This window comes from Bacillus sp. FJAT-42376, from assembly GCF_003816055.1.
GTDB lineage: Bacteria > Bacillota > Bacilli > Bacillales > Bacillaceae > Metabacillus_B.
Genome location: NZ_CP033906.1, coordinates 1 through 24358, shown reverse-complemented (window position 1 = coordinate 24358; position 24358 = coordinate 1). Strand labels below are relative to the sequence as shown.

At 47.1% G+C, this 24358-nt stretch carries 22 protein-coding genes and 2 pseudogenes; 21 read left to right on the top strand and 3 right to left on the bottom strand.

Translation table 11 applies throughout. The features are described from left to right. Window positions 1–335 precede the first annotated feature (335 nt). The 4 genes from spoIIID to CEF21_RS00100 all read left to right on the top strand — a co-directional run bounded on the left by spoIIID (window position 336) and on the right by CEF21_RS00100 (window position 2958). Entirely contained in the window at window positions 336–611 is a 276-nt protein-coding gene (gene spoIIID / locus CEF21_RS00115; RefSeq protein WP_123912858.1) for a sporulation transcriptional regulator SpoIIID, read from the top strand. A gap of 150 nt (window positions 612–761) precedes the next feature. After that, complete coding sequence (gene mreB, locus CEF21_RS00110; protein WP_123912857.1) at window positions 762–1763, top strand: rod shape-determining protein; 1002 nt, start codon at window positions 762–764, stop codon at window positions 1761–1763. Between the two features lie 118 nt (window positions 1764–1881). After that, window positions 1882–2481 carry a TetR/AcrR family transcriptional regulator gene (locus CEF21_RS00105; RefSeq protein ID WP_164462053.1) on the top strand — a complete coding sequence of 200 codons (600 nt, stop codon included), beginning with the start codon at window positions 1882–1884 and terminating at the stop codon, window positions 2479–2481. A 48-nt stretch (window positions 2482–2529) separates the two neighbouring features. After that, complete coding sequence (locus CEF21_RS00100; RefSeq protein WP_241156736.1) at window positions 2530–2958, top strand: DUF6188 family protein; 429 nt, start codon at window positions 2530–2532, stop codon at window positions 2956–2958. Window positions 2959–2988: 30 nt separating this feature from the next. Here CEF21_RS00100 and CEF21_RS00095 read toward each other — a convergent pair whose 3' ends face one another. Then, complete coding sequence (locus CEF21_RS00095; RefSeq protein ID WP_123912855.1) at window positions 2989–3576, bottom strand: PadR family transcriptional regulator; 588 nt, start codon at window positions 3574–3576, stop codon at window positions 2989–2991. 55 nt (window positions 3577–3631) lie between these two features. Beyond that, a complete protein-coding gene (locus CEF21_RS00090) occupies window positions 3632–5152 on the bottom strand; it encodes an MDR family MFS transporter (RefSeq protein ID WP_123912854.1) in 1521 nt (506 codons plus the stop codon). Window positions 5153–5510: 358 nt separating this feature from the next. Between CEF21_RS00090 and CEF21_RS00085 the strand changes: the two genes are divergently transcribed. From CEF21_RS00085 to CEF21_RS00055, 7 genes and pseudogenes are all read left to right on the top strand, one after another. Further along, entirely contained in the window at window positions 5511–5822 is a 312-nt protein-coding gene (locus tag CEF21_RS00085; RefSeq protein ID WP_123912853.1) for a hypothetical protein, read from the top strand. A gap of 344 nt (window positions 5823–6166) precedes the next feature. After that, on the top strand, window positions 6167–6997 hold the full coding sequence (locus CEF21_RS00080; RefSeq protein WP_123912852.1) for a flagellar hook-basal body protein: 831 nt from the start codon (window positions 6167–6169) through the stop codon (window positions 6995–6997). A 16-nt stretch (window positions 6998–7013) separates the two neighbouring features. Continuing rightward, window positions 7014–7826 (top strand): flagellar hook-basal body protein, encoded by an 813-nt coding sequence (locus CEF21_RS00075; protein WP_123912851.1) that lies wholly within the window; start codon window positions 7014–7016, stop codon window positions 7824–7826. A gap of 22 nt (window positions 7827–7848) precedes the next feature. Continuing rightward, window positions 7849–8133: a DNA-directed RNA polymerase subunit beta gene (locus CEF21_RS00070; protein WP_123912850.1), complete on the top strand. Its 285-nt coding sequence runs from the start codon at window positions 7849–7851 to the stop codon at window positions 8131–8133. Between the two features lie 85 nt (window positions 8134–8218). Beyond that, window positions 8219–8653, top strand: a complete 435-nt coding sequence (gene fabZ, locus CEF21_RS00065; protein WP_123912849.1) for a 3-hydroxyacyl-ACP dehydratase FabZ — start codon at window positions 8219–8221, stop codon at window positions 8651–8653. Between the two features lie 136 nt (window positions 8654–8789). After that, a pseudogene (locus CEF21_RS00060) lies at window positions 8790–9239 on the top strand (DUF4937 domain-containing protein); the annotation flags it as partial. Between the two features lie 123 nt (window positions 9240–9362). Beyond that, window positions 9363–9656 (top strand): hypothetical protein, encoded by a 294-nt coding sequence (locus CEF21_RS00055; protein ID WP_123912847.1) that lies wholly within the window; start codon window positions 9363–9365, stop codon window positions 9654–9656. 36 nt (window positions 9657–9692) lie between these two features. On the opposite strand, the gene CEF21_RS00050 is transcribed toward CEF21_RS00055, so the two are convergent. After that, a complete protein-coding gene (locus tag CEF21_RS00050; RefSeq protein ID WP_164462052.1) occupies window positions 9693–10148 on the bottom strand; it encodes a YwpF family protein in 456 nt (151 codons plus the stop codon). 226 nt (window positions 10149–10374) lie between these two features. Here CEF21_RS00050 and ssb point away from each other — a divergent pair, with 226 nt between their 5' ends. The 10 genes and pseudogenes from ssb (at window position 10375) to essA (ending at window position 24222) form a co-directional block, all read left to right on the top strand. Continuing rightward, window positions 10375–10722, top strand: coding sequence for a single-stranded DNA-binding protein (gene ssb, locus CEF21_RS00045; RefSeq protein ID WP_123912845.1), 348 nt, complete (start codon window positions 10375–10377; stop codon window positions 10720–10722). A gap of 243 nt (window positions 10723–10965) precedes the next feature. After that, on the top strand, window positions 10966–11583 hold the full coding sequence (locus CEF21_RS00040; RefSeq protein ID WP_123912844.1) for a DedA family protein: 618 nt from the start codon (window positions 10966–10968) through the stop codon (window positions 11581–11583). 104 nt (window positions 11584–11687) lie between these two features. Beyond that, window positions 11688–12710 (top strand): annotated as a pseudogene (locus CEF21_RS21820) (HAMP domain-containing protein); the annotation flags it as partial. Further along, window positions 12705–13655 (top strand): methyl-accepting chemotaxis protein, encoded by a 951-nt coding sequence (locus CEF21_RS21815; protein WP_481747690.1) that lies wholly within the window; start codon window positions 12705–12707, stop codon window positions 13653–13655. The pseudogene CEF21_RS21820 and the gene CEF21_RS21815, both read left to right, overlap by 6 nt. A gap of 547 nt (window positions 13656–14202) precedes the next feature. Continuing rightward, complete coding sequence (locus CEF21_RS00030; RefSeq protein WP_035408135.1) at window positions 14203–14496, top strand: WXG100 family type VII secretion target; 294 nt, start codon at window positions 14203–14205, stop codon at window positions 14494–14496. An 88-nt stretch (window positions 14497–14584) separates the two neighbouring features. Next, window positions 14585–14824, top strand: a complete 240-nt coding sequence (gene yukD, locus CEF21_RS00025) for an ESX secretion system protein YukD (protein WP_123912842.1) — start codon at window positions 14585–14587, stop codon at window positions 14822–14824. Between the two features lie 14 nt (window positions 14825–14838). Beyond that, entirely contained in the window at window positions 14839–16206 is a 1368-nt protein-coding gene (gene essB / locus CEF21_RS00020) for a type VII secretion protein EssB (protein WP_123912841.1), read from the top strand. Between the two features lie 68 nt (window positions 16207–16274). After that, a complete protein-coding gene (gene essC / locus CEF21_RS00015) occupies window positions 16275–20744 on the top strand; it encodes a type VII secretion protein EssC (protein ID WP_123912840.1) in 4470 nt (1489 codons plus the stop codon). Then, on the top strand, window positions 20741–23665 hold the full coding sequence (gene esaA / locus CEF21_RS00010; RefSeq protein ID WP_123912839.1) for a type VII secretion protein EsaA: 2925 nt from the start codon (window positions 20741–20743) through the stop codon (window positions 23663–23665). The genes essC and esaA overlap by 4 nt, the downstream gene beginning before the upstream one ends. 20 nt (window positions 23666–23685) lie before the next feature. Beyond that, window positions 23686–24222, top strand: coding sequence for a type VII secretion protein EssA (gene essA, locus CEF21_RS00005; protein ID WP_164462050.1), 537 nt, complete (start codon window positions 23686–23688; stop codon window positions 24220–24222). Window positions 24223–24358 lie beyond the last annotated feature (136 nt).

The window sequence follows — 24358 nt, the reverse complement described above, 5'->3', positions numbered from 1 at the left end:
GCCCTCAAAGCTGCTCCTTTTTTCTGTCCAAAAACGAAAATCCGATTCTAAATTCCCATAACTTTCACATATTCTTTATCATATGCTCTTGCAGCAAACAGAAAATTTCATGCAATCCCTTGTCCCTGTTGACTTTTTAGCATATTACTGCAACCAAGCTAATAGAATGTTACAAACCTAACAAAGAGAGTGTTTGAGGTGAGGATCGTGGCTGTTTATTGTGAATCCACCAGCGGAAGCATCTTTAGAGTACATTCCATCCCAGCAGCTGATGTCTCTTAATATGCGGGTCTCATTTCACACTTCTCACATCCATTTTAGGGAGGTCGAGTGGTGTGCACGATTACATCAAAGAGCGTACTATCAAGATTGGAAAGTATATCGTGGAGACTAAAAAAACAGTTCGCGTAATCGCGAAAGAGTTTGGGGTTTCCAAAAGTACTGTCCATAAAGATTTGACAGAGCGATTGCCTGAAATTAACCCGGAACTGGCAGCAGAGGTAAAGGAAATTCTGGATTATCATAAATCCATACGCCACTTGAGAGGCGGAGAAGCGACGAAATTGAAGTACCGCAAGGAAGACATTCTTCAAGAAGAAACGGTGAAATAACGGAATCTTTTTGTAAATCCAACCCCCTGAAAAATGTGTAGATTCTTTACCAAATAACACCTATTATTTGCATTATGTGATACAATATGTAATTAGGTGCAATTATGGATATACACGGGAATCGTGATTTGCAAGGAGGAAATCGGAAGAATGTTTGCAAGGGACATAGGAATTGACCTCGGTACAGCCAATGTACTGATACATGTTAAAGGGAAAGGAATCGTTCTGAACGAGCCTTCCGTCGTCGCAATGGACCGCAATACCGGCAAGGTGCTGGCAGTAGGAGAAGAAGCAAGAAGAATGGTTGGACGTACGCCTGGGAACATCGTTGCCATCCGTCCGTTAAAAGATGGAGTCATCGCAGATTTCGAAGTGACTGAAGCGATGCTGAAGCACTTCATCAATAAGCTCAATGTAAAAGGCATCTTTTCCAAGCCGCGCATGCTGATCTGCTGCCCGACAAACATCACATCTGTTGAACAGAAAGCGATTAAGGAAGCAGCTGAAAAAAGCGGTGGGAAAAATGTTTTCCTGGAAGAAGAGCCGAAAGTGGCCGCTATCGGGGCCGGCATGGATATCTTCCAGCCAAGCGGAAATATGGTTGTGGATATAGGCGGTGGAACGACGGATATTGCTGTGCTTTCCATGGGCGATATTGTCACCGCCTCTTCCATTAAAATGGCGGGGGACAAGTTCGACAGTGAAATCCTCAATCATATTAAACGGGAGTACAAGCTTCTGATCGGAGAACGTACGGCTGAAGATATTAAGATTAAAGTGGCAACGGTATTCCCAGGCGCACGTCAGGAAGAAATTGCAATCCGCGGCCGAGACATGGTAAGCGGTTTGCCAAGAACGATTACAGTCACATCCAAAGAAATTGAACAGGCCCTTAAAGAATCGGTCTCGGTCATCGTACAAGCGGCAAAAGGCGTCCTCGAGCGCACCCCTCCCGAGCTGTCCGCAGACATTATTGACCGCGGAATCATCCTCACAGGCGGCGGAGCCCTGCTCAATGGAATGGATCAGCTGATGGCTGAAGAATTGAAGGTGCCCGTGCTCGTGGCTGACAGCCCAATGGACTGTGTAGCGATTGGAACAGGCATTATGCTCGACAACGTCGACCGTCTCGCAAAAAGAAAATTAATCTAAACGAAATGGCTTGATTCAATTACAGAATCAAGCCATTTTTTGGATAGCGGTTGACACCGGGTAAAACAAAGGCTTACAATCTTATCATATGATAAGCAGCAGAAGGGAAGGCAAAGAAATGGCACCCAAACAAAATGCCGCAGCCGATATAGGGGACACACGGAGAAACATTATCAAGGCAGCGGAAGGTTTATTCATGGAATTCGGGTACCGCGCCATCTCCACCCGCAAAATTGCGGACACATGCGGCCTTACTCAGCCAGCCCTTTATCATCATTTCCCCAATAAAAAAAGCCTCTACATGGAAGTCGTAAAGAACTACCTATACGAAATGCAAATGGGGCTCGAGCGGATCATTAAACGTCATCCGGAACTCGAAGACTCTCTATTCCGCGTCATCCGCTACATTTTAATGCATCAGCCGAAGAAGCTGAGCCAAATGTTTCATGACATCGAATACGAGATGACGCCTGACGACCAGCGGATGATCCATCAAAGCTGGAGTGCTGCCTACCAGCTTCCGATTTCATCGATATTTGAACGGGCAGCAATCGAAGGTACCGTCAAAGACCCGGAAAGGCTGGACACCGATCCATCCTCGTATACCCATATGCTGATGAGCATGCTTAGCCACCCGCTGCCGGAAAAAATGCCCCTTGATCACCGGGCTAAATTATATACAGAAGTCATTCTGCACGGATTATCCTCAAAAAACTAAAGATTTATTTTGCATATTACTTATCGATTGATAAGGAGAAAGAACAGGATGACGCCAAACGGAGGAGAGACCATGAACGAAAGCCTTGATTTTCCTTATTTTAAAGGACAAACCATAACCAAGCTTGAAAACGGGAAGCCCCTTCCTTTAATCCTGCATTTTTCGAACGGCGGTCTCGTCATAGAATGCCCGTGGCGCCTAAAAAAAGACGGCCGCATCATCGTCGGCCAAACTGATTTCCAAACCGCAGACACATCCGGAGACTATTTGGACAAACTGAACGAACTTCTGGCCGGCCATGAAATCCACAGCATATGCTGGTGGAAAGAAGCCGATATCTTAAGAATTACAACCGACAACGAAGCCGTCTTGGACATCTTTCACAACAGTGCCGCCTTCGAAGGCTGGGAGCTGTACGGAGACAATGACTTTTCCTTCATCTCGCTTCCCGGCGGAGAAGTGGAGAATATATGCTAAAAAAAAGAAGCAGGCAGCTGCTTCTTTTTTTTACACGTCATCCAAGAGCGATTCAATCCGCTCAAAATACGTTTCGTCCGTCTCTGTTAATCGCCCTTCTTCAGCCGCCTGATGCAAATTCCGAAACCAGGCTAACTCCATTTTTAAATGCATAATAACCCGCATGATGATGGATAGATGGGCAATGGTATGATCGGTTTTTTTTATTTGATAGAGCCTTTTCATCTTGGCCAGGTACGCATCAGTTTCGTCTATTTTCTTTGACAGTGCACCGAGCAGTTTTTCCTGGTCTATATAAGACGTAAACGAAAGGGCCGCATAAATTGGACGGTCCATATGCTCTTTTTTCAGCAGCTGCTGAAAGTACAGCTCTTCGAATTCCTGCTTCCCCGAATCCGTGATCGAATAAATTGTCTTCTCAGGGCGGTTCGTATCGCTGATCACATCAACCACTCTGACAAATCCATCCTTCTCTAACGTTTCAAAAGCATAATACAGCGAACCGCTCGCAAGCTTGATATAATGCTTCATCTGCCGTTCATTAATAATTTGCTGAATTTCGTAAGGATGCTTATCCCCCTCCAGCAGCAATCCCAAAATCACTAATTTAACACTCATTCTGTAAGGCCACCTCAATTGCGAAGAAGCACGAAGTAAAACTCGTGCTTCCTATTTATTGTGCTGCAGCTTTCTTTTCCTTTGCAACAGAGGGAACCTCAACCCGTTCATTCCCCATCAAAAATACGGCAATAACGGCAATCGCAATCGGAATCAGCGCCAGCGTGAAAGCATAGGTAATGGAAGACGACATTGCCTCCACAATTTTATTCAAAATCTGCGGCGGAATACTGTCGCGTGCTCCAGCCTGGAACACAGAGCTTGGATCCCCGGAAAATCCGCCGCCGCCCATTCCTTCAAATCCTTTTTTCAGTTCACTCGTAAACGTATTGCTCTGAATCGTCCCGAATATCGTCACACCAAGCGTCATCCCAAGAGAACGGGCAAACGAGTTTGTGGAGTTCGCCGAACCCCTGAATTGCGGATCCAGCTTATGAGTAGACGATGTCGGCAGCAGCGAAAAGCTGAATCCGACCCCAAAACCCGTCAAAATCATAAAGATCGTCAGCATCCAGCGCGCCGTATCCGGCTCCATCGTACCGAGCAAAAACATCCCAATTCCAAAAGAAAAAATAGAAACAATCATCAAATTTCGGAAACTCGTTTTCGTGAGGAAAATACCGCCAATCGCACTTCCCGCAACCGATCCGAGCATCATCGGCGTCAAAATAAGCCCTGCATTCGTCGCCGATCCGCCGTAAACGGCCTGAACGAAAACCGGAATAAACACAGTCAAAATAATAAACGTCCCGCCATAAAGAAAAGCGAGAATCTGGGATGCAGCAAACAGCCTCCGCTTAAACATCCAAAACGAAATAATCGGCTCTTCCGCACGCTTTTCCACATAAAAGAAGACCGCGAGTGCCACAACAAAAATCCCGAACAGCCCTAAAATCTGCACAGAATCCCAGGCATACTGCTTCCCGCCGAGCTCAAGTGCAAACATCAGACTCACCACCGACACAACAAGCGTCGCCGCCCCCGTCCAATCAATTTTTTGCTTCCTGTGGCTCTGAGACTCTTTATAAAAGCGAATAATGAAGAACAAAGACAAAATGCCAATCGGCACATTCACATAAAACACCCAATGCCAGCTAATATACTCGGTAATATAAGCCCCCAAAAGCGGACCGAACACACTCGCCGAACCAAACACAGCCCCTAAAAGCCCCGTCATCTTCCCGCGCTTTTCAGGTGGAAAAATATCAAACACAATCGTAAAGGCAATCGGCAGAAGCGCACCGCCCCCAACCCCCTGAATCGCCCTGAAAATACTAAGCTGCACAATATTCTGAGCAATCCCGCACAAAGCAGAACCCAAAATAAAAACCGCCAAACCAAAAACAAAAAACCGTTTACGGCCGTACATATCCGAAAGCTTCCCGAAAATCGGCATCCCGGCCATAACCGTCACCATATAAGCGGACGTCACCCAAACAAAAATATCCAGCCCGCCCAAATCCGAAATAATCTTCCCCATCGCCGTCGCAACAATGGTATTATCCATCGCCGCCATAAAAATCCCAAGTAGCAAACCAGCCACAATAAACCGAGTATGTTTTTCAGATGTCACCATTACGGCTTCTCCCTCCGATAAAAAAAATAACTGCTAAAATTATTATATTCAAATTTGGGTATTTTGCAATGATTGGGTGTGCTGGGTGGGAAATGGGATATCGGGTTTTTTGTGGCGGCTGGTTTTGTTTTGTTTTGTTTTGTTTTGTTTTGTTTTGTTTGTTTACACTGACCCCCGCCCTGGTAAAGGACTAAACCTCCGTCCCTGCCTTATATTGGTCCAATGATATCAACACATTGCTGCTTTCGTCCTCTGGCCCCCGTTCCTTTAGCGCAGTGAGGGTCAGTGCAATGCACTGACCCCCACTCTGATAAAGCACTAAACCTCCGTCCCCATCTGCCCCAACCCTGCCATTGTCATGAGAGAAAGCAACCTTCCCTCTGACCCCCGCTGCTTTAAAGGAGAGAGGGTCAGTGCAAACCAAACGAAGACCGGTGCAAAGCAAACGAATGCCGGCGCAAACCAAACGAAGGTCAGCGCAAACCAAACGAATGCCGGCGCAAACCAAACGAAGGTCAGTGCAAAGCAAACAAAGGCCGTTGCAAACCAAACGAAGGCCGGTGCAAAGCAAACGAAGGCCGGTGCAAAGCAAACGAAGGCCGGTGCAAACCAAACGAAGGTCAGTGCAAAGCAAACCAAGGCCAGTGCAAACCAATTAACCCCAGTATAAATCAATGAAAAAACAGTACACCGCCGAAGCCACCCCAAAACCACCCACCAAAAAAAAGACACCCGAGCACCTCACTGATCCAGTCCATCAGCAAGGCCTCTTGGTGCCTAAAATGCGGTTCGGGGATTAAGCGGGAACAAAATCCTGAACCAAACACAATTTGAAAGGGGAACATATAGGATATGTCCCACATACATTATACGACATTTTGTCGGTTTTTGAAGGGTTAAAGTAAAAATTTGTTGCAATTTGTCGAAAAAAATAAAGTAGGAGTTTTATGGAATTGTCATTTATAATAGAAATAGGAAAAAAGGCGCTTCCAATGCGCCGATATGAGGTGGAATATGCTACGAGGGCTTTATACGGCTGCGGCCGGCATGCTTTCGCAACAGAAACGGACAGAGATGCTGTCGAATAACATTGCCAACGTGAATACGCCCGGTTATAAATCAGACCAGGCGGCCATCCGTGCTTTTCCGGAAATGCTGCTCAGCAGAATGGAAGGAAAAGACGCTCCAACCAAGAACCCCATGAATTTTGGAACCCAGACGCCAGTCGGCTCTTTGAATACAGGTGCTTATGTTCAGGAACTTGTCCCCCAGTTTACACAAGGTGATGTAAAAGAAACGGGTCTGCCATCCGATATTGCTCTTATAGAAGAAGCGGTGCCCAACAATGCAGAAACCGGAATGAAAGGCTTTCTTCTTTTTTCTGTCAGTCTTCCAAACGGTGACATCCGCTACACACGCAACGGCCATTTTACTCTCAATGATCAAAATCAGCTTACAGCGCAGGGTGTCCCTGTTCTTTCCACAAACGGAACTCCGATTACCATCACAGGGAGCGATTACGAGATTACGTCTGACGGCCGCGTCCGGATTGGCAATCAGGAAACCGCTCAGATTGACGTCCGTTTTGCAGGGGATGTCCGCAATCTTGTCAAAGAGGGAAACGGTCTGTTCAGAACAGCCGATAATTCGATATTGCCTCCGGCGGCAGGGAGCGCACAATATTCCATTAAGCAAGGATTCGTCGAGAGCTCCAATGTTGATACAGCCCGTTCCTACACGGAAATGATGACCGCCTACCGCTCATTTGAAGCGAATCAGAAGGTGCTGCAGGCATACGACCGAAGCCTGGATAAAGCTGTGAATGAAATTGGCCGGTTAAGCTAATGAGGAGGAACACGAAATGCTAAGCTCCATGATTACCGCTTCCAATACGATGAACCAGGTGCAAAAGCAGCTCGACACAATTGGGCATAATATAGCCAATGTGGATACTCAAGGGTTTAAGCGGACCGAGACATCCTTTGGTGAACTTGTGCGCCAGCAATATGACAATCAAAAGGATCTAAGCAAAGAGATCGGCCGGTCAACGGATTTCGGAATCCGTCAGGGCGTCGGAGCCCAGCTGATGCAGAATGTGGTCTTCAGCCAGGGAACGATTAAAAAAACAGACCGGAATCTGGATTTCTCCTTTACGAAGCCCGGTCAGTTTTTAAAAGTCGATGCAGATGGACAAACCCGCTATACAAGAAATGGGGCGCTTTATCTTTCGGCTGAGGCAGACGGCAGGCTTGGTCTTGTGAATGCAAATGGCCAAAGGATTCTGGATGAAAAGGATGAGCCGATTGTTTTGGACAGAGCGGCTTCCTCCATTAAAATATCCGCGGATGGAACCGTGACGGCTCTTGACGGAAACGGCCGGCCCGCCGGAACGTTCAGCCTGGGAATCGTCCAGGCTAATAAACCGCAGTCGCTTGTTCAGACAAACGGAAATCTATATACACTCGTGAACCCGAATGATCAAGGCGCTGTTACGAATTTAACGGGCGGACAGCGCGGACAAATTTCGATTGAGCAAGGTGCTCTCGAAATGTCGAATGTCGATATCTCAAAGGAAATGACCGATTTGCTCGTTTCACAGCGGGCTTACCAATTTAACGCAAAATCCATCACAATCGGCGATCAGATGCTGGGGTTAATCAACTCAGTCCGCTAATGAAGTCAAGGGAGTTTTCACTATGTCCTCCAAAGACGCGTCCATGACCCGCGAAAAATACAAGCAGGAGCAAAAAGAAAAAAGCGCCGCACCTGTAAGAGAAGAGGAACAAGCAGTCCGGAAAATCCGGATCCGGCTCATTCCAATTTGGCTGCGTTTAGTGCTCGTTTTTGTCCTGCTCATCATAGCGGCCATTACTGGGGCGATGGTCGGATATGGGGTAATAGGAGATGGAAACCCCATCGACGTGCTCAAGCCTTCTACATGGCAGCACATTGTGGATTTAGTTGAAAAAAAATCCGAATAAGTCTATACTCTGTAAGCGAAAGGAAGGGATTTCCCTTCCTTTTGCCGTATACATAAACAGAGAAGTCGAAAGGAGCCAACTCCATATGCTAGATATTCAGCAGATAAAAGAAATTATTCCTCACCGCTACCCGTTTTTGCTGGTGGACCGCATCCTTGAAGTAGAAGAAGGCGCTCGCGCTGTCGGAATCAAAAACGTTTCGGCGAACGAAGAATTTTTCAATGGACATTTTCCTGATTACCCGGTGATGCCGGGTGTGTTAATTGTAGAAGCACTTGCGCAAGTTGGAGCAGTAGCGATGCTGAAAAAGGAAGAAAATCGGGGCCGTCTCGCGTTCTTCACAGGAATCGACAACTGCCGATTTAAAAAGCAGGTCAAGCCGGGCGACCAGCTTCGTCTTGAAGTGGAAATCATCCGTTCCCGCGGTGCCCTAGGAAAAGGGAAAGCGACCGCCACTGTAGAAGGCCAAGTTGTCTGCGAAGCGGAAATTATGTTTGCCCTAGGGGAAAAACAAGAGTAGAAAAGAGACGCCGGCATCCTAGCCTGCGTTTTTATTTTGTATACGGGCAGGGGATGTAAGCATGATGATAAAGAAGATTACGTGCAAGGTAGAAGAAAGCTGCAAGGAAGCCTTTTTTTAGCAGCAAAAACAATGGAGTCCGCTTAAAGAAGTAAAGGGGTTTTTAGGGCAGTTAGGGGGCTGGAGCAAGAACGAGCCATTGACTGCCTGCATTTATTCCTTTTGGGCAGGTCAGACAGACTATCAGCATTTCATGGAAGAGGTACATGACCGGATTTTTGCAAGCTCTGAGCAAGAAGCTGCTTATACTTCCATACAGATCAGCCTGTATCAGGAATTACAGAGTATTCCCGACCCTGTTGCGATGCTGAGGAAGGCAGGATCGATTCATGCGGCTTTTACGCAGAACGAGAACTTCCGCTTTGATGAATCTCAAAGAGCCAAGGGAATGCTTGGCGGGACCTTGGCCTTTTCCGAAAACACAAACCGTTTTCTGCGGTTAACGGGCTGGGAAAATGAACAAGATCAATGGGGTACAGGAGAATTAATTCAAGTGGAAGAAGCCTGGCGCGTGACATCCGTTTAAAAAATCTTATTTTCTAACAGGGGCCTTCGCTTTTTTCGTTCCGGCAAATAGAACGGCGACTCCGGCTAAAAGGGCAGCTGCGTATTTCATTCTCATTCCTCCTTCGTATGGGGGATTTTTCCGATGGGCATGCTAAATCTTGAGAATATCAAGAAAGGGGCATGCAGCGTGAAAAAAGTATACGGTCTTCTAATCGGTTTTACCCTTACGGCAGTTCTGGCGGGATGCGCAGACGATCCGGATCCTGAAGAAAAAAAGGATGAAAATCCGCCGGTTGAGCAGGAGAGCTATAACATGGAGCTCAGGGACGGGAATATGGTTCCGGGAGGCATGGAGCACGGCCGCTATCCGGATGAAATGAACCGCCAAAAGGAACGGCAGAAAGAAAAACAGATAAAAAAGGATCGAATGGATTAAAAAATGAAAGCCAGCCGCACCGGGGACTGGCTTTTTCTATTTAGAGGATACCGTTTGCTGATCCTGCTGTTTATGAAGCTGGGCAGAAAAAGCCTGAAGAAGATCTTCTCCATCCAATCCCTCATCCAGAAGCTCGGTTAAAATTTTCTCCGCATTGCCGAACGGCCGGTTTGCTGCCATTTTTCCGGAAAATAAAACGGAAATCAGTTCATTTTCAAGCTCTACCACCTTGCTCACTGCCGCTTTTAGCTTGGCGGGTGTATTGGTCTTCTTGGAAATGGTGACCACGAGTGTCTGTTCCTGATTGTCTGTCATCAGCTTTTGAAAACGGCCGAGGTGCTCGCGGCTGATCAGCGACTCAAGCAGCCAGTCATTCTCGCCGTCTTTTTTATTAATCACAAGTCCGTCCTTCAAAGGAATCTCATCATAATGGCGTCCGTATTCATCATTCCGTGCAATTTTCATGGAAACAAGCTTAAACGTCTTCATCATCATCCACCTCCGCATTGTTATCCAGTCGTTTTTCCCATTATAACACAGCGCTGCATTTTTCTTATGTTTTACGAAAATCGGGAAATAGATCCGCTAAATGTCCTGATCCAATGGAATCAGCTGCAATGATTACAAAATACCCGCTGAAAATTGTTTTTCCCTGATTTTCCCTTTCTGTATTCTTCGATTACAATACGATTGAATCCAAGAAGAAAGGAGAATCAGGATGATCAATCACGTAACCTTGGTTGGAAGACTGACTAAGGATCCGGAAATCCGCTATACAAAAGACGGGGCGGCCGTCGCCTATATCACCCTCGCCGTCAGCCGGAATTTCAAAAACAATGCCGGTGAGATTGAAACCGACTTCGTCAACTGCACCCTCTGGAGAAGAACCGCTGAAAACACCGCCAACTACTGCCAAAAGGGCTCCATCATCGGGGTCACCGGCCGAATCCAGTCCCGCAAATACGAAAATGCCGACCGCAAAATGGTGTATGTCACCGAAGTGGTCGCAGACTCGGTACGGTTCATGAGCGGGCGCCCGCGCGAGCTCGCCGAACAGGAAGCCTGATTTTCCCCTCCATTTCCCTTCATTAGAAAAAATCACAAACTGCCTCGATCCCCCCTCACTTGACCAGCCGCCTTGGCTGGTTTTTTCATGTTTCCCTATCTTGCAGCAGGACGCCCGCGCGTGTCTGGTTTGCTTCATCTTCTTTTCGGGAAGTCTTTTAATGAGAATATGAAACCTTTTGGGCTCCCATCCGTACTATTGGTTTCGGGGACGGGTAGATTGAAACAGGAGGCTTGTGGATACATGGAAAACTGGATTACGCAATTTATGGAGCAGTTTGGGTACTTGGGAATCTTTTTAATGATCGCTTTGGAGAATGTCTTCCCGCCGATTCCATCTGAGGTCATTCTTCCGTTCGGGGGCTTTATGACAACGACAGCGGGACTGACGATACCGGGAGTCATTTTAGCCGCTACGGCAGGCTCCGTGCTCGGTGCCCTGATTCTTTATTATGTAGGCAGGCTGCTCGATGTAGAACAGCTGGAGAAGTTTGTGGACAAGTGGGGCCACATCCTGCTCGTTTCCAAAAAAGAAATTCACCGGGGAGATGCCTGGTTCGATAAATACGGAAAATGGACGGTCTTCTTCTGCCGGATGGTTCCGTTTGTAAGAAGTGTGATTTCCATTCCGGCCGGGATGTCCAATATGAACGTCTGGCTTTTCCTGATCTACACGACGTTCGGGACGCTGATCTGGAATACACTGCTCGTGGTACTCGGCGCCAAGCTCGGTCAGGCATGGCCGAAGATTGGCGAATACATGAGTGTTTATTCCAATATCATCTATGCCGTACTGGCCATTCTCGTGATCATGGTGATTGTCTGGTACGTGAAGAGACGGAAAAAATATAAGCATAGCTAAACGAAGAAGCCGGACTTTCCAAAGGAAAGTCCGGCTTTTTAACTCAACTTTACGTCCTTCCATCCGATAAATAGCATGTACGCTATCATCAAGAATCGGAGTGCATGCTTATGTTTAAAAATATGAAAATCCGCAATCGTTTAATTATTTTTTCCTTTGTGCTGCTGCTCATTCCTACTCTATCAATAGGAATTTTTGGCTACCTGGCAGCAAAAAATGAAGTGCAGGATCAAATCGAAATTGCTTCCGCAGAGCAGGTTACCCTTCTTAACGGCCTGACGGACGAATTTTTCCAAAACAAACGCGATGTTGTGGAGCTGTTTTCCAAGACACTCAACAGCAGCGCTTTTAAAGACGAAGTCTACCTGAACGAGCGGTTAGGCAACATCAGCAATGCCTTTCAGGAAGTCACGCTTACGTATATAGGAACGAGTGAAGGGTCTATGTACGCTTTCCCTAAAACGGAATTCCCCGGCGGATACAATCCAGCGGAACGAAACTGGTACAAAGAAGCGATGGAAAATAAAGGCGAGGCCGTCATCACAAGTCCCTATAAGGATGCATCGACAGGCAAAATGGTCGTGACCATTGCAAGCTCGCTGAGCGATGGAAGCGGCGTAATGGCCATGGACATAGATTTGGGGGTACTTTCTAAAAACGTGCTGGAAACAAAAATCGGAAACAAAGGCTACCCGAGTATTATAGACCGGGATGGCAAAGTGGTCGTCCACCCTACGCTGAAGCCGGGTGAAACGCTCGACAAAACCATCAGCAATCCGATTTATCAGTCGAAAAAAGGAAGCTTCACCTACGATTTTGATGGTTCAAAAAAATCAATGATGTTTGAAACGAATGATCAAACCGGGTGGAAAATTCTTGGAACCATTGATACATCGGAGTTTACCGATCAGTCAAAACCGATTTTAATCAATATGATCGTCGTTATTGCACTATTCATTATAGTCGGAACGGCCTTTAACTATGTTACCATTCGCTCCATCGTCCGGCCGATCCGCAATTTGTCAGCGGTCGCAAAACGGGTAAGCGAAGGGGATCTGACAGAAAAAGTGAACGTGACATCGAGAGATGATCTTGGCCAGCTCGGGACCGGTTTCAATGTCATGATTGATTCACTAAGGAGTCTTTTAACCCAAATAGAGCATTCTTCCAAGACTCTTGTTGCGTCAACAGAGCAGGTTCAGGAGCACTCCGTTCAGGTGAGCGCCATTACAAAAGAGATTGCCCAATCCGTCGACAGCCTGTCAGATGGGGCAGAGACGCAGATGGTCAGCACAGAAGAAACAGCCAAGGCAATCCAGGAAATTGCATCAGGCGTCCAGCATGTGGCAGAACGGGCATCCTCCGTAAGCCACTCTGTATCAGAAGCCGCCGTCCAGACGCAAAAAGGCAGTGTGTATATTGATAAAGCCGTGAAGCAAATGGATGAAATCTATCAATCGGTAGAAGAGACCACCACGCTCGTAAAAGAGCTCGGAGCCAAATCGGCAGAAATTAATAAAATTGTCGATGTCATCACGGGAATTTCTGAACAGACCAATCTGCTTGCACTGAATGCAGCCATTGAAGCGGCACGCGCAGGCGAGCACGGCAAAGGATTTGCGGTCGTGGCGGATGAAGTGAGAAAACTGGCAGAAGGCTCCAAGCAGTCAGCCGAGCAAATCACGGCCCTCATCCGTTCCATCCAGAAAAGAACGGATATCATGATCACCCAAATGGACAAAGAAAAAGAACAGGCGGCAGGCGGTCTTCATTTAATGAAAGAAACCGGAGAAAACTTCACTTTGATTTTGAAAGCAGTTGACGACGTGAACGCCCAGATTCAGGAAGTCTCCGCGACAGCCGAGCAAATGTCGGCAAGCTCAGAAGAAGTCACCGCCTCCGTCGAAGAAATGGCCGGCATCGCAAGCGAATCCGCAAGCTCCACCCAGCAAGTCGCAGCCGGCGCCCAGCAGCAATTCTCTTCTATGGAAGAAATCAGCCAATCCATCAGCCATCTCGCTGACCTGGCAGCAGGACTGAAAGAAGAAGTGGAAAAATTTAAAACAAAGTAAGAGAAGGAGAGACGGGAGTCTCTTCTTTTTTGTTTGGCTATGTTAAAGCCTGATGTTGATTTTTAACACCTGTTGATTGGAGCGGAAAGCGAACGACTGCTAGCTGCAATCAACAGCCAAGTTTAACAGAGCTTTTTATTTAAGTGTAAATAGGTAACAAAAAAGACAAATATAGGTTTAATTACTTAGCTTCATGGGAAATTTCTCTTTGGTTAGGGATAAAAATACAGGTGGTGATGAATGTCCAGAATATAACAACTGTATTAAATAAATAACAATTCCTGTAGAAAAATGTCATTCTCGTAATATAAATTCCACATACTAGAAAATAATAGATTTCCTAATTTTCTGTTGAAATAAGCCAATAGTTTCAAAAAAGAAATTAACATAAGAAATATTTACTCTATTTAACTGGTTTATTACTTCCAATTTCGGGTATAAGTAGATAGAATTAACCAATTTTCTACTAATTTCTAAGTATCAATTGAAATTAGGGGCTGTTTAATTTTACAATTAAAGTAAATTCAGGTAAGGGAGATGTTGAAAAATGGCAGGACTTATTAAAGTAACACCAGAAGAACTTGTAGTGAAATCAAACGATTTTAAAGCAGAGAGTGAAAACGTACATCAGCAGATTACACGTTTGAACGGAAAAATGGACGAGCTTCGTGATCTTTGGAAAGGTTCTGCGAGTGAAGCATTCTCCGAGCAGTGGGAAACGCTAAGACCTTCTGTTGAGAAAATGGAAACAATGCTAGCGGAAGTAAGCCAGCAGCTGAACAAAACAGCTGATGCATTGCGCAACGCTGACCAGGATATCGCAAACCAAATCCGCGGCTAATTTTAAACCAGTTAATCCAGCAAGGACGCTAGGAGGCGCCATTTTCTTCGCGGATTATGGCGCTTCTTCATTTTTGAGGTGAAAAGGCATGTATATCGAAGTGACCGTAGATTTAAAACATTATACTGGAGAAGTATTTGACCTTCGCCTATCAGACTATCATTCCGTCAAGAAGCTGATTGATATCGTCTGGCAGGCTAAATGCATTTCTGACCCACCTCGAGAAGGGCACTGGGTCCGCGTTCCAAACAAGCACATGGTGATTCCTGGGGATTATCAGCTTGGGATCAGCGGCATTATGACTGGAGATCGACTTGAAATACTGTAAAGGAGCCAGAGCACATGGCAGAAAAGAATCCGGATTATTTGGAACAGCAGCTGGAATGCACGATCACGAAAGAAAAGCTGGAACGGACATTTCGTTTTCAGCAGGAGAAAATCAAGCTGGACGATCCGCTTGAAATATCAATGCTCACAAAAATGGACCAGGATATTCATAGAGAGATTGAAATGACGGAAGATGAACTGAATATTAAAGTAAAACCTGCCGAGTCTTACCAGAATTTCAGCGAGCTTCACAAAAAAGACCGCCACAGCCGCTGGGTGTTTGCCCACCAGCTTGTGGAGAAGGTCAAATCCCACACGTACCCTAGACTTCATTTAATCGTGGCTCCGGATAATCTGGTGCTCACAAAAGGCTTGGCTCCTTCCTTCCTGCATTATGGAGTAAAAGAAAGCCTCCCGCCGTATGAAAAAGATGAAGAGCGGATCTGGCATGAAGTAAGAGCGGTGATTGCCGCAGCCGTAGATGAGAAATTCACATTTGAGCAATACATCAAATTTCACGACACACTCCAGGTATCCACCCTTGTTAAAGAGATTTTTGATACGAAAACAACCGAAGAATTGTCCGCGCTGATCAGCCGGAAAATTGTCCTTCTGGAAGAAAAAGAGCGCAGTCTTGTACATATTCCCGAGAAGAAGTGGAAAACGTTCCGCTATGTCGGCCTTGGGCTTCTCATTCTATTAATTCCCGCCATTATTTATACCGCCTATTCTGTATTTTTCCTTCAGCCGAGGGCGGAAGCATATGTCCAAAGCGGAAAGGACTACCAGACGAGCAATTACAGTGATGTCATCAACGGTCTGGAGAAATATAAGGTTGAGGATATGCCGGATATCGTTAAATACCAGCTTGCACATTCCTACGTAGTAACGGGGGATTTTGTGTTGGACCAACAGAAGGAAAACATCCGCAAGGACCTGACTTTAAGAACGGATAACCGTTATTATGAGTTCTTTATCAGAATGGGACGCGGGGAAAGTGAAAAGGCACTTGAAATTGCAAGGAACGTTGGAGATCCATTCACCATAACGGTGGCTCTTATCCAGTACAAGGCTGACATTCAAGCCGATAAAGAGATGAAAAGTGAAGAAAGACAGGCAAAAATTAAAGAACTTGAATCCGAAATAGCGGATAATACAAAGAGATTAAAAGAAACAAAAGCACAAGCCGAGGAAGAGGAAAAGAAAAAACAAGAGGCTCTCGATAAAGTAAAAGAAGAAGAGGCAAAAGAAGCTGCTGAAACTAAGCCTCAGCAGCCAGCAGCTCCGGCAGCGGGAACTCCAGCCGCACCGAAACAGCCGCAAGCTCCGGCAGCGGGCAAACAGCCGGCCGCTCCGCCGGCAGGCCAGACTAACCCGAAATAATACGAAGGTCCGCCTCACCCACCGGGAGGCGGGCCTTATATGGGCATAAACCAAGGAGGGATCCTCGCATGAGCACGTTATGGGTCTTTTATCAGCGGACTTATCAGCCATATTCTATTTCAGATTCGACAACCCGCTCCCTGACCATCGGACCGGATTACAGTGATACACTCACGGTTCGCTCGTTTCCTTTTTCCTCAGGCTCTTTAGAGCTTGCAAGAGAGGAAGAGACAGGCGAATTTTCCATCCATTTAAATGGAGAAAAAAAGGGCAGTCTTGCAGAAAAGGGTTCCTATATCTGGGAGGAAAACGGACAAAGCCTCATTATATGCCTTACTCCTGAAGCAGCTGATCCGAAGCAGCTGTTCACCGGATATGAGCATGAAATTCTATTCTCAAATGAAGAAAATGCAGCGGTATCCAGCTCAAGTCCCGCTTCAGACGGCTGGTTTCGACTCGTGAAGGCCGGTACAGGCTGGACACTCGAATCGGGCAGCCAGCGTTTGTACAAAAACGGCCACAGCATCGCCGAAAAAACAGATGTGCAAATCGGGGATATTCTGCTGTGGGGCTTCATGACCATTACCTTTATAGATGAAGATATTGTGGCTGTCAGCGATATGGAGGAACTGAAAACGACGCTTCCTTCCGTTGAAAAGCCGGAAAGCGAAATGAAAAAGAAATACCCGGCCTACCGCAGAACACCGCGGATGATTTATGATCTCCCGGACGAAAAGGTAAGCCTGAACATGCCGGTTCAGGAAACTGAGGATACGAACAGAGGGCTTTGGCTCATCGTTCTTCCTCCGCTCGTGATGCTGATCCTGATGGGGATCGTCGCCCTCGTTCAGCCAAGAGGGATTTACATCATCATCACGGTCGCTATGTTTTCCATGACGCTGATCACCTCCACCACTCAATACTTCAAAGAGCGCAAGCTGCGCAAAAAAAGGGAAGAGCGCCGTGTCCGGGTGTATAAAGCATACCTCGAACGTTCCCGTGAGGAGCTTCAAGAGCTGTCTGAGCGTCAAAAGAAGGTCCTTCGCTACCATTTTCCATCTTTTGAAAAAATGAAGTACTTAACCCAGGACATTTCCGACCGGATCTGGGAGCGCACCATCGACAGCAAGGATTTCCTGCAGCTGCGGATCGGTCATGGAAATAGTCCCTCGAGCTACACCGTCACTTTAAGCAGCTCCGACCTTGCGAACAGGGAAATTGACGATTTGCTCGAACAGTCCCAGGAGCTTGAAAAAACGTACAAGGAAGTCGGCCCGGTTCCCATCCCGGTCAATCTGAATGAAGGAGCAATGGGACTGATCGGAAAAGAAAAAACGGTCAAAAAAGAGCTGCACCAGCTCATTGGCCAGCTTGCTTTTTTCCACAGCTACCATGATCTCCGCTTCGTCTTCATTTTTGATGAAAAGGAATACGATGAATGGCAATGGGTGAAATGGCTGCCGCATTTCCAGCTGCCTCACGCCTACGCAAAAGGCTTGATCTACAATGAACAGACAAGAGACCAGCTATTATCTTCTTTATACGAGCTTATCCGCGAACGCGATATTCAAAAGGATGAAAAAGGCATCTTTTTCTCCCCCCATATCGTCTTTATTGTCACGAATCAGCAGCTGATTGCGGATCATATTATTCTTGAATACTTGGAAGGCGAGCATCAAAAACTTGGAATCTCTTCTATTTTCGCAGCGGAAAATAAAGAAAGCCTGACAGAGCATATCCATACGCTCATCCGCTACGTGAATGAAAAAGAAGGGGACATTCTCATCCAGGAGAAAAAAGCCGTTCAGATTCCATTCGATCTCGACCAGCACTCACTTGAAACGAACGAAACCTTCGCGAGAACACTTCGGACGCTTGATCACCTGACCGGTATGACGAACTCCATACCGAACAGTGTTTCTTTCCTTGGCATGTTCCAGGCAAAGGAAGTGGACGAGCTTCCGATTGAACAGAACTGGCTGACAAGAGAATCGGCCAAATCACTCGCTGTCCCGATCGGCTTAAAAGGAAAAGAAGACCTCGTCGAGCTGAACCTGCATGAAAAGGCCCATGGCCCTCACGGACTGCTCGCCGGAACGACGGGATCGGGGAAAAGTGAATTCCTGCAGACATATATCTTATCTCTCGCAGCCCACTTCCATCCGCATGAAGTCGCGTTCCTTTTAATCGACTACAAGGGCGGGGGAATGGCCCAGCCGTTTAAAAACATGCCTCACTTGCTTGGAACGATTACAAACATTGAAGGCAGCAAAAACTTCAGCGCACGGGCACTTGCCTCCATTAAAAGCGAGCTGAAGCGCCGCCAGCGCCTGTTTGATAAACACACCGTCAATCATATTAACGACTATACGAAGCTGTACAAAAAGGGTGAGGCAAGCGACCCGCTGCCGCATCTGTTCCTGATCTCTGATGAGTTCGCCGAGCTGAAAAGCGAAGAGCCGGAATTCATCCGCGAGCTTGTCTCTGCCGCGCGGATCGGGCGGAGCCTGGGTGTTCACTTGATCCTCGCGACCCAAAAGCCGGGCGGTGTCATCGACAACCAGATTTGGAGTAACGCCCGCTTCCGCGTCGCTCTTAAAGTACAGGACGCAAGCGACAGTAAAGAAATCCTGAAAAACGGGGACGCAGCCGCCATTACCGTAACCGGCCGAGGATATTTGCAGGTCGGAAACAACGAAGTATATGAGCTGTTCCAGTCCGCCTGGAGCGGGGCACCTTACAACGAAGAAACGCGTGAGGGCGAAGACGAGGTCGCGCTCGTCACCGATCTTGGATTTGTCCCACTCTCAGACGTCTCTGCTTCAACAGAGAAGAAGCGGGATGTCCAAACCGAAATCGACGTCGTCGTTGAAAAAATCGCCGAAACCCAAAAGAAACTCGGCATTCAAAAGCTGCCAAGTCCGTGGCTGCCTCCGCTTGAAGACCGCATCTCAAGAATCGGGCACATGTCCGAACAAGAGGGCGAGATTGTGATGGGCATCATCGACGAACCGGAAAAGCAAAGCCAAACGGCCTTTGCCTACAACATGATTGACGACGGAAGCATCGGAATTTTTGGAACATCCGGATACGGAAAATCGGTATCCGCTATGACCCTACTGATGGGCATGGCGTCCAAAATGAGTCCGGAAGAACTTCATATCTACATTCTCGACTTTGGAAACGGAGCGCTGCTGCCATTGCGCCAGCTGCCGCACACGGCGGATTATTTCCTCGTCGATCAGTCCAGAAAAATCGAAAAGTTCATGAGCATTATTAAAGACGAACTTTCAAAAAGAAAACGGCTGTTCCAGCAGCAGGAAGTCAGCAGCATCAAAATGTACAACAACGTGAGCGGCGATAAGCTTCCGGTCATTTTCATCACCATTGATAACTTCGACATTATTAAAGATGAAATGTATGACCTCGAAACCGAACTGAACCAGATTTTAAGGGACGGCCAGTCTCTCGGAATTTATATGATCATCACGGCATCGCGTGCAAACGCCGTCCGTCATTCCATCATGAGTAACCTCAAGACGAAAATCGCGCACTATATGCTGGACGCTTCTGAGCTTCATGCCACTGTCGGCCGTCCGCCATACGCGATGGAAGCCATTCCGGGACGCGCCTTCATTAAGAAGGAGCATACGTACTTTGCCCAAATGCTTCTGCCGGCAGATGGAGCGAATGATTATGAACTGCTCGATCAGCTGAAAGAAGATATTCAAATGTTCGTGGAAAAATACAGCAGCTATACCCGTCCAAAACCGGTGCCGATGCTGCCGACCGATCTTTCGACGATTACCTTCTCGCAATACATCGAAGGCCATCATCGTCCGGGCATCATCCCAATCGGCCTTCACGAGGAACAGGTGCAGCCGGTCCATCTCAACCTTCTGAAAAACAAGCACTGCCTCATCATCGGCCAGTCGCAAAAAGGGAAGACGAATGTGCTTAAAGTCATCATAAACACTGTAATGGGCCAGCAGGAAGAAAAGATCGCTCTGTTTGATTCCATTGACCGAGGACTGTCAAGCTACGCGGCAGAGGAAAAAATCGACTATGTAGAGTCAAAAGAAAGCATTGCAGCATGGCTCGATTATGTAGAAGCACTCATGACCGAAAGGGAAGCGCAGTACATGGAAGCCATCAATGCCGGAAAAGCAGGCGAAGCATCATTCACACCGCTGCTGCTCGTCATCGACGGCTATGCGCGATTCCTGCAGGCAACCGATTCGCTCATCCATGACCGGATCGTGAAGTTCATGAAAAACTTCAGCCACCTTGGATTCAACATCCTTGTCGCCGGTAGCAATGCTGAAATATCAAAAGGCTACGATACAATGACATCTGAGCTGAAACAAATCCGTCAAGCCATTATCCTAATGAAAAAATCCGAGCAGACGATATTGACTCTTCCATATGACCGGAAAGAAGAGGAAATCAACGCAGGCTTCGGCTATTACGCGGAAAATGGCAGAGTGACGAAAATCCAAATTCCTCTAAGCGCAATTGAAAGGAAGATCTATTCATGACGGAACAAACCAAACACATGGTGAAAATGGTCCTTGCAGTCATTCTCATCCTTGCCGTCCCTGCCCTGTTTTTCCAGACCATCGGCCAGAATCCGATGGAGGTACAGGATAAAGCAACCCGAACGATTGCTGTCGTTAATGAAGATACGTTTCCAGGCGACGAAAAAGATAAACTAAGCAACAACATCATCCAGGTCATGAGCAAAAACTCGGAATACAACTGGAAAGAGCTCGGCCGCGGTGCCGCTGAAAACGAAATGAAGAACAAGGAAATAGATGCCATCATCTATGTCCCTTCCGACTTCACAACAAACATTCTGACCTATGAAGAAACCCAGCCGTCAAAAGCGGAATTCAAATTTAAAGTCCAAGAACAGCTGACAGCCGTAGACAAAGAAAAGGTCCTCCGTACCATTGATGACGCCACTGAAGAGGCTAACAAAAAAACGGCTGTCTTCTACTGGGATTCTATTGCCCAGGAAATGGACGATGTGAAAGAAAAGTTCGATCAGATTCTCGATAAAGAGGACCAGTTCCAAAAAACGATGTTCGCTTTTTATAAACCAAGCTCTAAAGACCTGTCAGGCGAAATTGATTATCAGAAGGAAATGCTTCAGCAGCTTCAGGCAACGATGAAAGATGCATCAAAATCCGCGCCAGAACGCACTCAAAACGCAGAAGAATTTCAAAAAGACCTTGCATCCTTTGTAGCGTATACCGACCAATACCAGCAGTATCAGCAAAAACAGATGGAACTGATGAGAGAGGTTCAAAATCAGACCATCACCGGTCTCCAGCAGAGCATGTCCAATCAGACAGAAAGAAGCTCCACCTCCTTCCAGCAAGTTAATGAACAGGTTGGACAAATCAACAATGAAATGTCCGCCATTCAGGCAACCCTCCAGGAAGGAACAGACAATGCAAGTGAAATCGACCGTATTCTCCAGGGCCAGATGGAACGCCAAATGAACGACTTAAAAGCGGTCCAGTCCGAATACCTCGATTTATACAAAAGATCAATGGATGAAACGACACTGACTACCCTTGAAAACGGCTTTGCTGACTTAAGAAAAGAGCTGCAGAACACACCGGATCCTGGAACACCTGGTACACCGGGCACGCCAGGAACACCTACCGAACCGGGTACACCGCCGGTTCCGGATAACCCTGAGAACCCGGATACGCCGGAACAGCAGCCGAATCCAAATCCAATCGGCAGTCTATTGGATCAGCAAAACGCGCTAAAAGCAGTAGCTGAACAGGCGAAACAGCTTCAGGATTCGTTAAATGCCATCCCGGATCCGAAGCCGAATGAAGCGGTAAATGCAGCAAACGGCCTCGGCCAGCTTGCGGTCAAAGCGGATGAAATTGAAAAACAGCTAGCCGCAAAAGATGCCAATAATCAGGAATGGCAAAAGAAATACGATCAGCTGGCAAAAGACTACGAGAAACTTCTCGCGGATAACAGCTCTATTATCACAGAAACGCAAAAACTAAGAGAAGAAATTAAGCGTCTATCCGATCAAATCCTGTTCCTGCAAGGCAACGTTCAGCCAATCGCGGATGCCATTAAGAAAAAAGAACAGGCTATACTCAGCGCATCCAACCTTTCCGAAGAACGGAAAAAGAAGCTCGAGCCGATTTTCAGGGAACCAATCCTTAAAGGAACGATTGAACCGGTCTTCACCTACTATGCAAAATTAGACCAATACGAGCTAACCCTGAATGGATTAAACAGCACAGACAGCACTATCAAAAATACAGTCCTGGCAAACGAAGAATTAAACGAAAAAATGAAAACCGCACTCACTCCGACAGAAGAAGAGAGCAGTGCGACAGATGCGATGCAAGGAAACTTCCCATCCGCCCAGCTTGAAATGTCAAAACTCGAAGAATCATTCACCAACTTCATCTCAGAGTACAGCGGAAACATCGACACACAGCAAAACGCCATGATGGAAGACCTGACAGCCGTTCAGGCGAACGCAGACCAGCTCATGCAGCAGCTGCAGGGGGGAACGGCACCGGGGCAGCCTGATGTATCAGCCGGTCCATCTCAGGTTCCTGCAAGCGGCACAGGACTCGTATCCGGAACTCAAAGCATCAAAGGCACTATCGAACAAATGAACAGCCTGATGGATTCACTTGGAGAGCGTCAGACAAACGTCCTCACCAACACAGACCAGCTCTATAAAAAAGTAGACGAAGTCCAGCAAAAATCCGACGAACTAAACAATAAATGGGCTGCCAACGTAGCCGCAACCGAGCTATCCAGAGACCAAGTCTTCAAAGTACTCAGCAATGCAAGAGTAGACGGCCAGGATAACGGATTTGTTTACGATCACCTGGCGAACCCGATTCAAATTTCCGGGGAAGAACCAATCGAAAAAGCCAAAACCGTACCGCCGGTCGTCATCCTTGTCATTGTTCTGCTAAGCAGCCTGCTCATCGGCTACTTCAGCGGAGTCTATTTCAAAACAGCACCATTCTGGCTGCGGGCAACCCTTTTCATCCTGCTCAACGTCATCGTCGGCCTGCTCATCAGCCTATTCGGAACCAGCATCTACTCCCTGGCTGACGACCGCGCTATCCAATGGTCAATCTTTACGATCTTGTTATTGCTCACAGCATCCAGCCTGATCCGCGTCGCCTTCCTATTCGGCAACACACCAGGCATGCTCGCAAGCGTAGCACTCACCGCCTACTTCGTGAGTCCGCTCCTTGCCCTGACCGTACCGAACTTTAATTACAGCGATCCGATCTCAGCCGTCTACATCTCCATCCAGGAAGACGCCAGCAACCAATTTACAGAAGGCGTCCTCGTACTAGGCGGAATCCTGATACTCGTCACGCTGATCCCATTCATCATCCAAGCCATCATGGACAACCGCGCCTCCCGAGACGAAGCGCACGAAGCCTAATCCTGATGAGGTGGAACACAATGAACCAAACGAAAAAAATGAGAAAAAGAGCCGTCCTGTTAACGGCTCTTCTCCTTCTCATCCAGGCACCAGCCGTCCAGGCCGAAGAACAAGTGCCAGATCCGCCCGATATCGACACCATTGCACCAAACGTATATGAAAAGAAAGAAATCAAAAAGCAAACCGACTATTTTCATGAAGAAACCTTATACCAAAAGAAATACAACGCGCCGGAAGAACTGAAGAATCTGGACTATCTATCCCCGGACCCCAATAAAACAGAAAAGCAGCTGGAAGAACTATTCACTGCCTACACTCCAAACCAATTTGAAGTAAGCAATGTTGCCGTCCAAACCGTCGAAGCCGGGCTCTTCATGGACAGCGAAGAAGAACTCTTCCAAAACACCGGAAGCCAGGAACTCGAACCCGATGCGGCGGCAGAAACAAAAGGATCCAGCCTTACCATCCTATACATCGCCATCATCGGAATTGGATTGCTCCTAATCCTGCTCATCCTGATTCCGCGCTTAACAGCAGGGAAGAAAGAAGAATTATAGAAAAGAGCAAAGCTGCGGCTTTGCTCTTATTTTGTGCGCCTGGCATGGGTGTAATCTATAGGGTGGGAGTCCCGAACTGCGAAGGCAGAAGTAGCAGTTAGCTTAACGCAAGGGTGTCCATGGTGACGTGGAATCT

What these genes read in the sequence shown, in the direction of transcription:
- mreB (WP_123912857.1), top strand. Translation starts at nt 762, where the DNA reads ATGTTTGCAAGGGACATAGGAATTGACCTCGGTACAGCCAATGTACTG.
- CEF21_RS00105 (WP_164462053.1), top strand. Translation starts at nt 1,882, where the DNA reads ATGGCACCCAAACAAAATGCCGCAGCCGATATAGGGGACACACGGAGA.
- CEF21_RS00100 (WP_241156736.1), top strand. Translation starts at nt 2,530, where the DNA reads ATGACGCCAAACGGAGGAGAGACCATGAACGAAAGCCTTGATTTTCCT.
- CEF21_RS00095 (WP_123912855.1), bottom strand. Translation starts at nt 3,576, where the DNA reads ATGAGTGTTAAATTAGTGATTTTGGGATTGCTGCTGGAGGGGGATAAG.
- CEF21_RS00090 (WP_123912854.1), bottom strand. Translation starts at nt 5,152, where the DNA reads ATGGTGACATCTGAAAAACATACTCGGTTTATTGTGGCTGGTTTGCTA.
- CEF21_RS00085 (WP_123912853.1), top strand. Translation starts at nt 5,511, where the DNA reads ATGAGAGAAAGCAACCTTCCCTCTGACCCCCGCTGCTTTAAAGGAGAG.
- CEF21_RS00080 (WP_123912852.1), top strand. Translation starts at nt 6,167, where the DNA reads ATGCTACGAGGGCTTTATACGGCTGCGGCCGGCATGCTTTCGCAACAG.
- CEF21_RS00075 (WP_123912851.1), top strand. Translation starts at nt 7,014, where the DNA reads ATGCTAAGCTCCATGATTACCGCTTCCAATACGATGAACCAGGTGCAA.
- CEF21_RS00070 (WP_123912850.1), top strand. Translation starts at nt 7,849, where the DNA reads ATGTCCTCCAAAGACGCGTCCATGACCCGCGAAAAATACAAGCAGGAG.
- fabZ (WP_123912849.1), top strand. Translation starts at nt 8,219, where the DNA reads ATGCTAGATATTCAGCAGATAAAAGAAATTATTCCTCACCGCTACCCG.
- CEF21_RS00055 (WP_123912847.1), top strand. Translation starts at nt 9,363, where the DNA reads ATGGGCATGCTAAATCTTGAGAATATCAAGAAAGGGGCATGCAGCGTG.
- CEF21_RS00050 (WP_164462052.1), bottom strand. Translation starts at nt 10,148, where the DNA reads ATGATGAAGACGTTTAAGCTTGTTTCCATGAAAATTGCACGGAATGAT.
- ssb (WP_123912845.1), top strand. Translation starts at nt 10,375, where the DNA reads ATGATCAATCACGTAACCTTGGTTGGAAGACTGACTAAGGATCCGGAA.
- CEF21_RS00040 (WP_123912844.1), top strand. Translation starts at nt 10,966, where the DNA reads ATGGAAAACTGGATTACGCAATTTATGGAGCAGTTTGGGTACTTGGGA.
- CEF21_RS21815 (WP_481747690.1), top strand. Translation starts at nt 12,705, where the DNA reads ATGATTGATTCACTAAGGAGTCTTTTAACCCAAATAGAGCATTCTTCC.
- CEF21_RS00030 (WP_035408135.1), top strand. Translation starts at nt 14,203, where the DNA reads ATGGCAGGACTTATTAAAGTAACACCAGAAGAACTTGTAGTGAAATCA.
- yukD (WP_123912842.1), top strand. Translation starts at nt 14,585, where the DNA reads ATGTATATCGAAGTGACCGTAGATTTAAAACATTATACTGGAGAAGTA.
- essB (WP_123912841.1), top strand. Translation starts at nt 14,839, where the DNA reads ATGGCAGAAAAGAATCCGGATTATTTGGAACAGCAGCTGGAATGCACG.
- essC (WP_123912840.1), top strand. Translation starts at nt 16,275, where the DNA reads ATGAGCACGTTATGGGTCTTTTATCAGCGGACTTATCAGCCATATTCT.
- esaA (WP_123912839.1), top strand. Translation starts at nt 20,741, where the DNA reads ATGACGGAACAAACCAAACACATGGTGAAAATGGTCCTTGCAGTCATT.
- essA (WP_164462050.1), top strand. Translation starts at nt 23,686, where the DNA reads ATGAACCAAACGAAAAAAATGAGAAAAAGAGCCGTCCTGTTAACGGCT.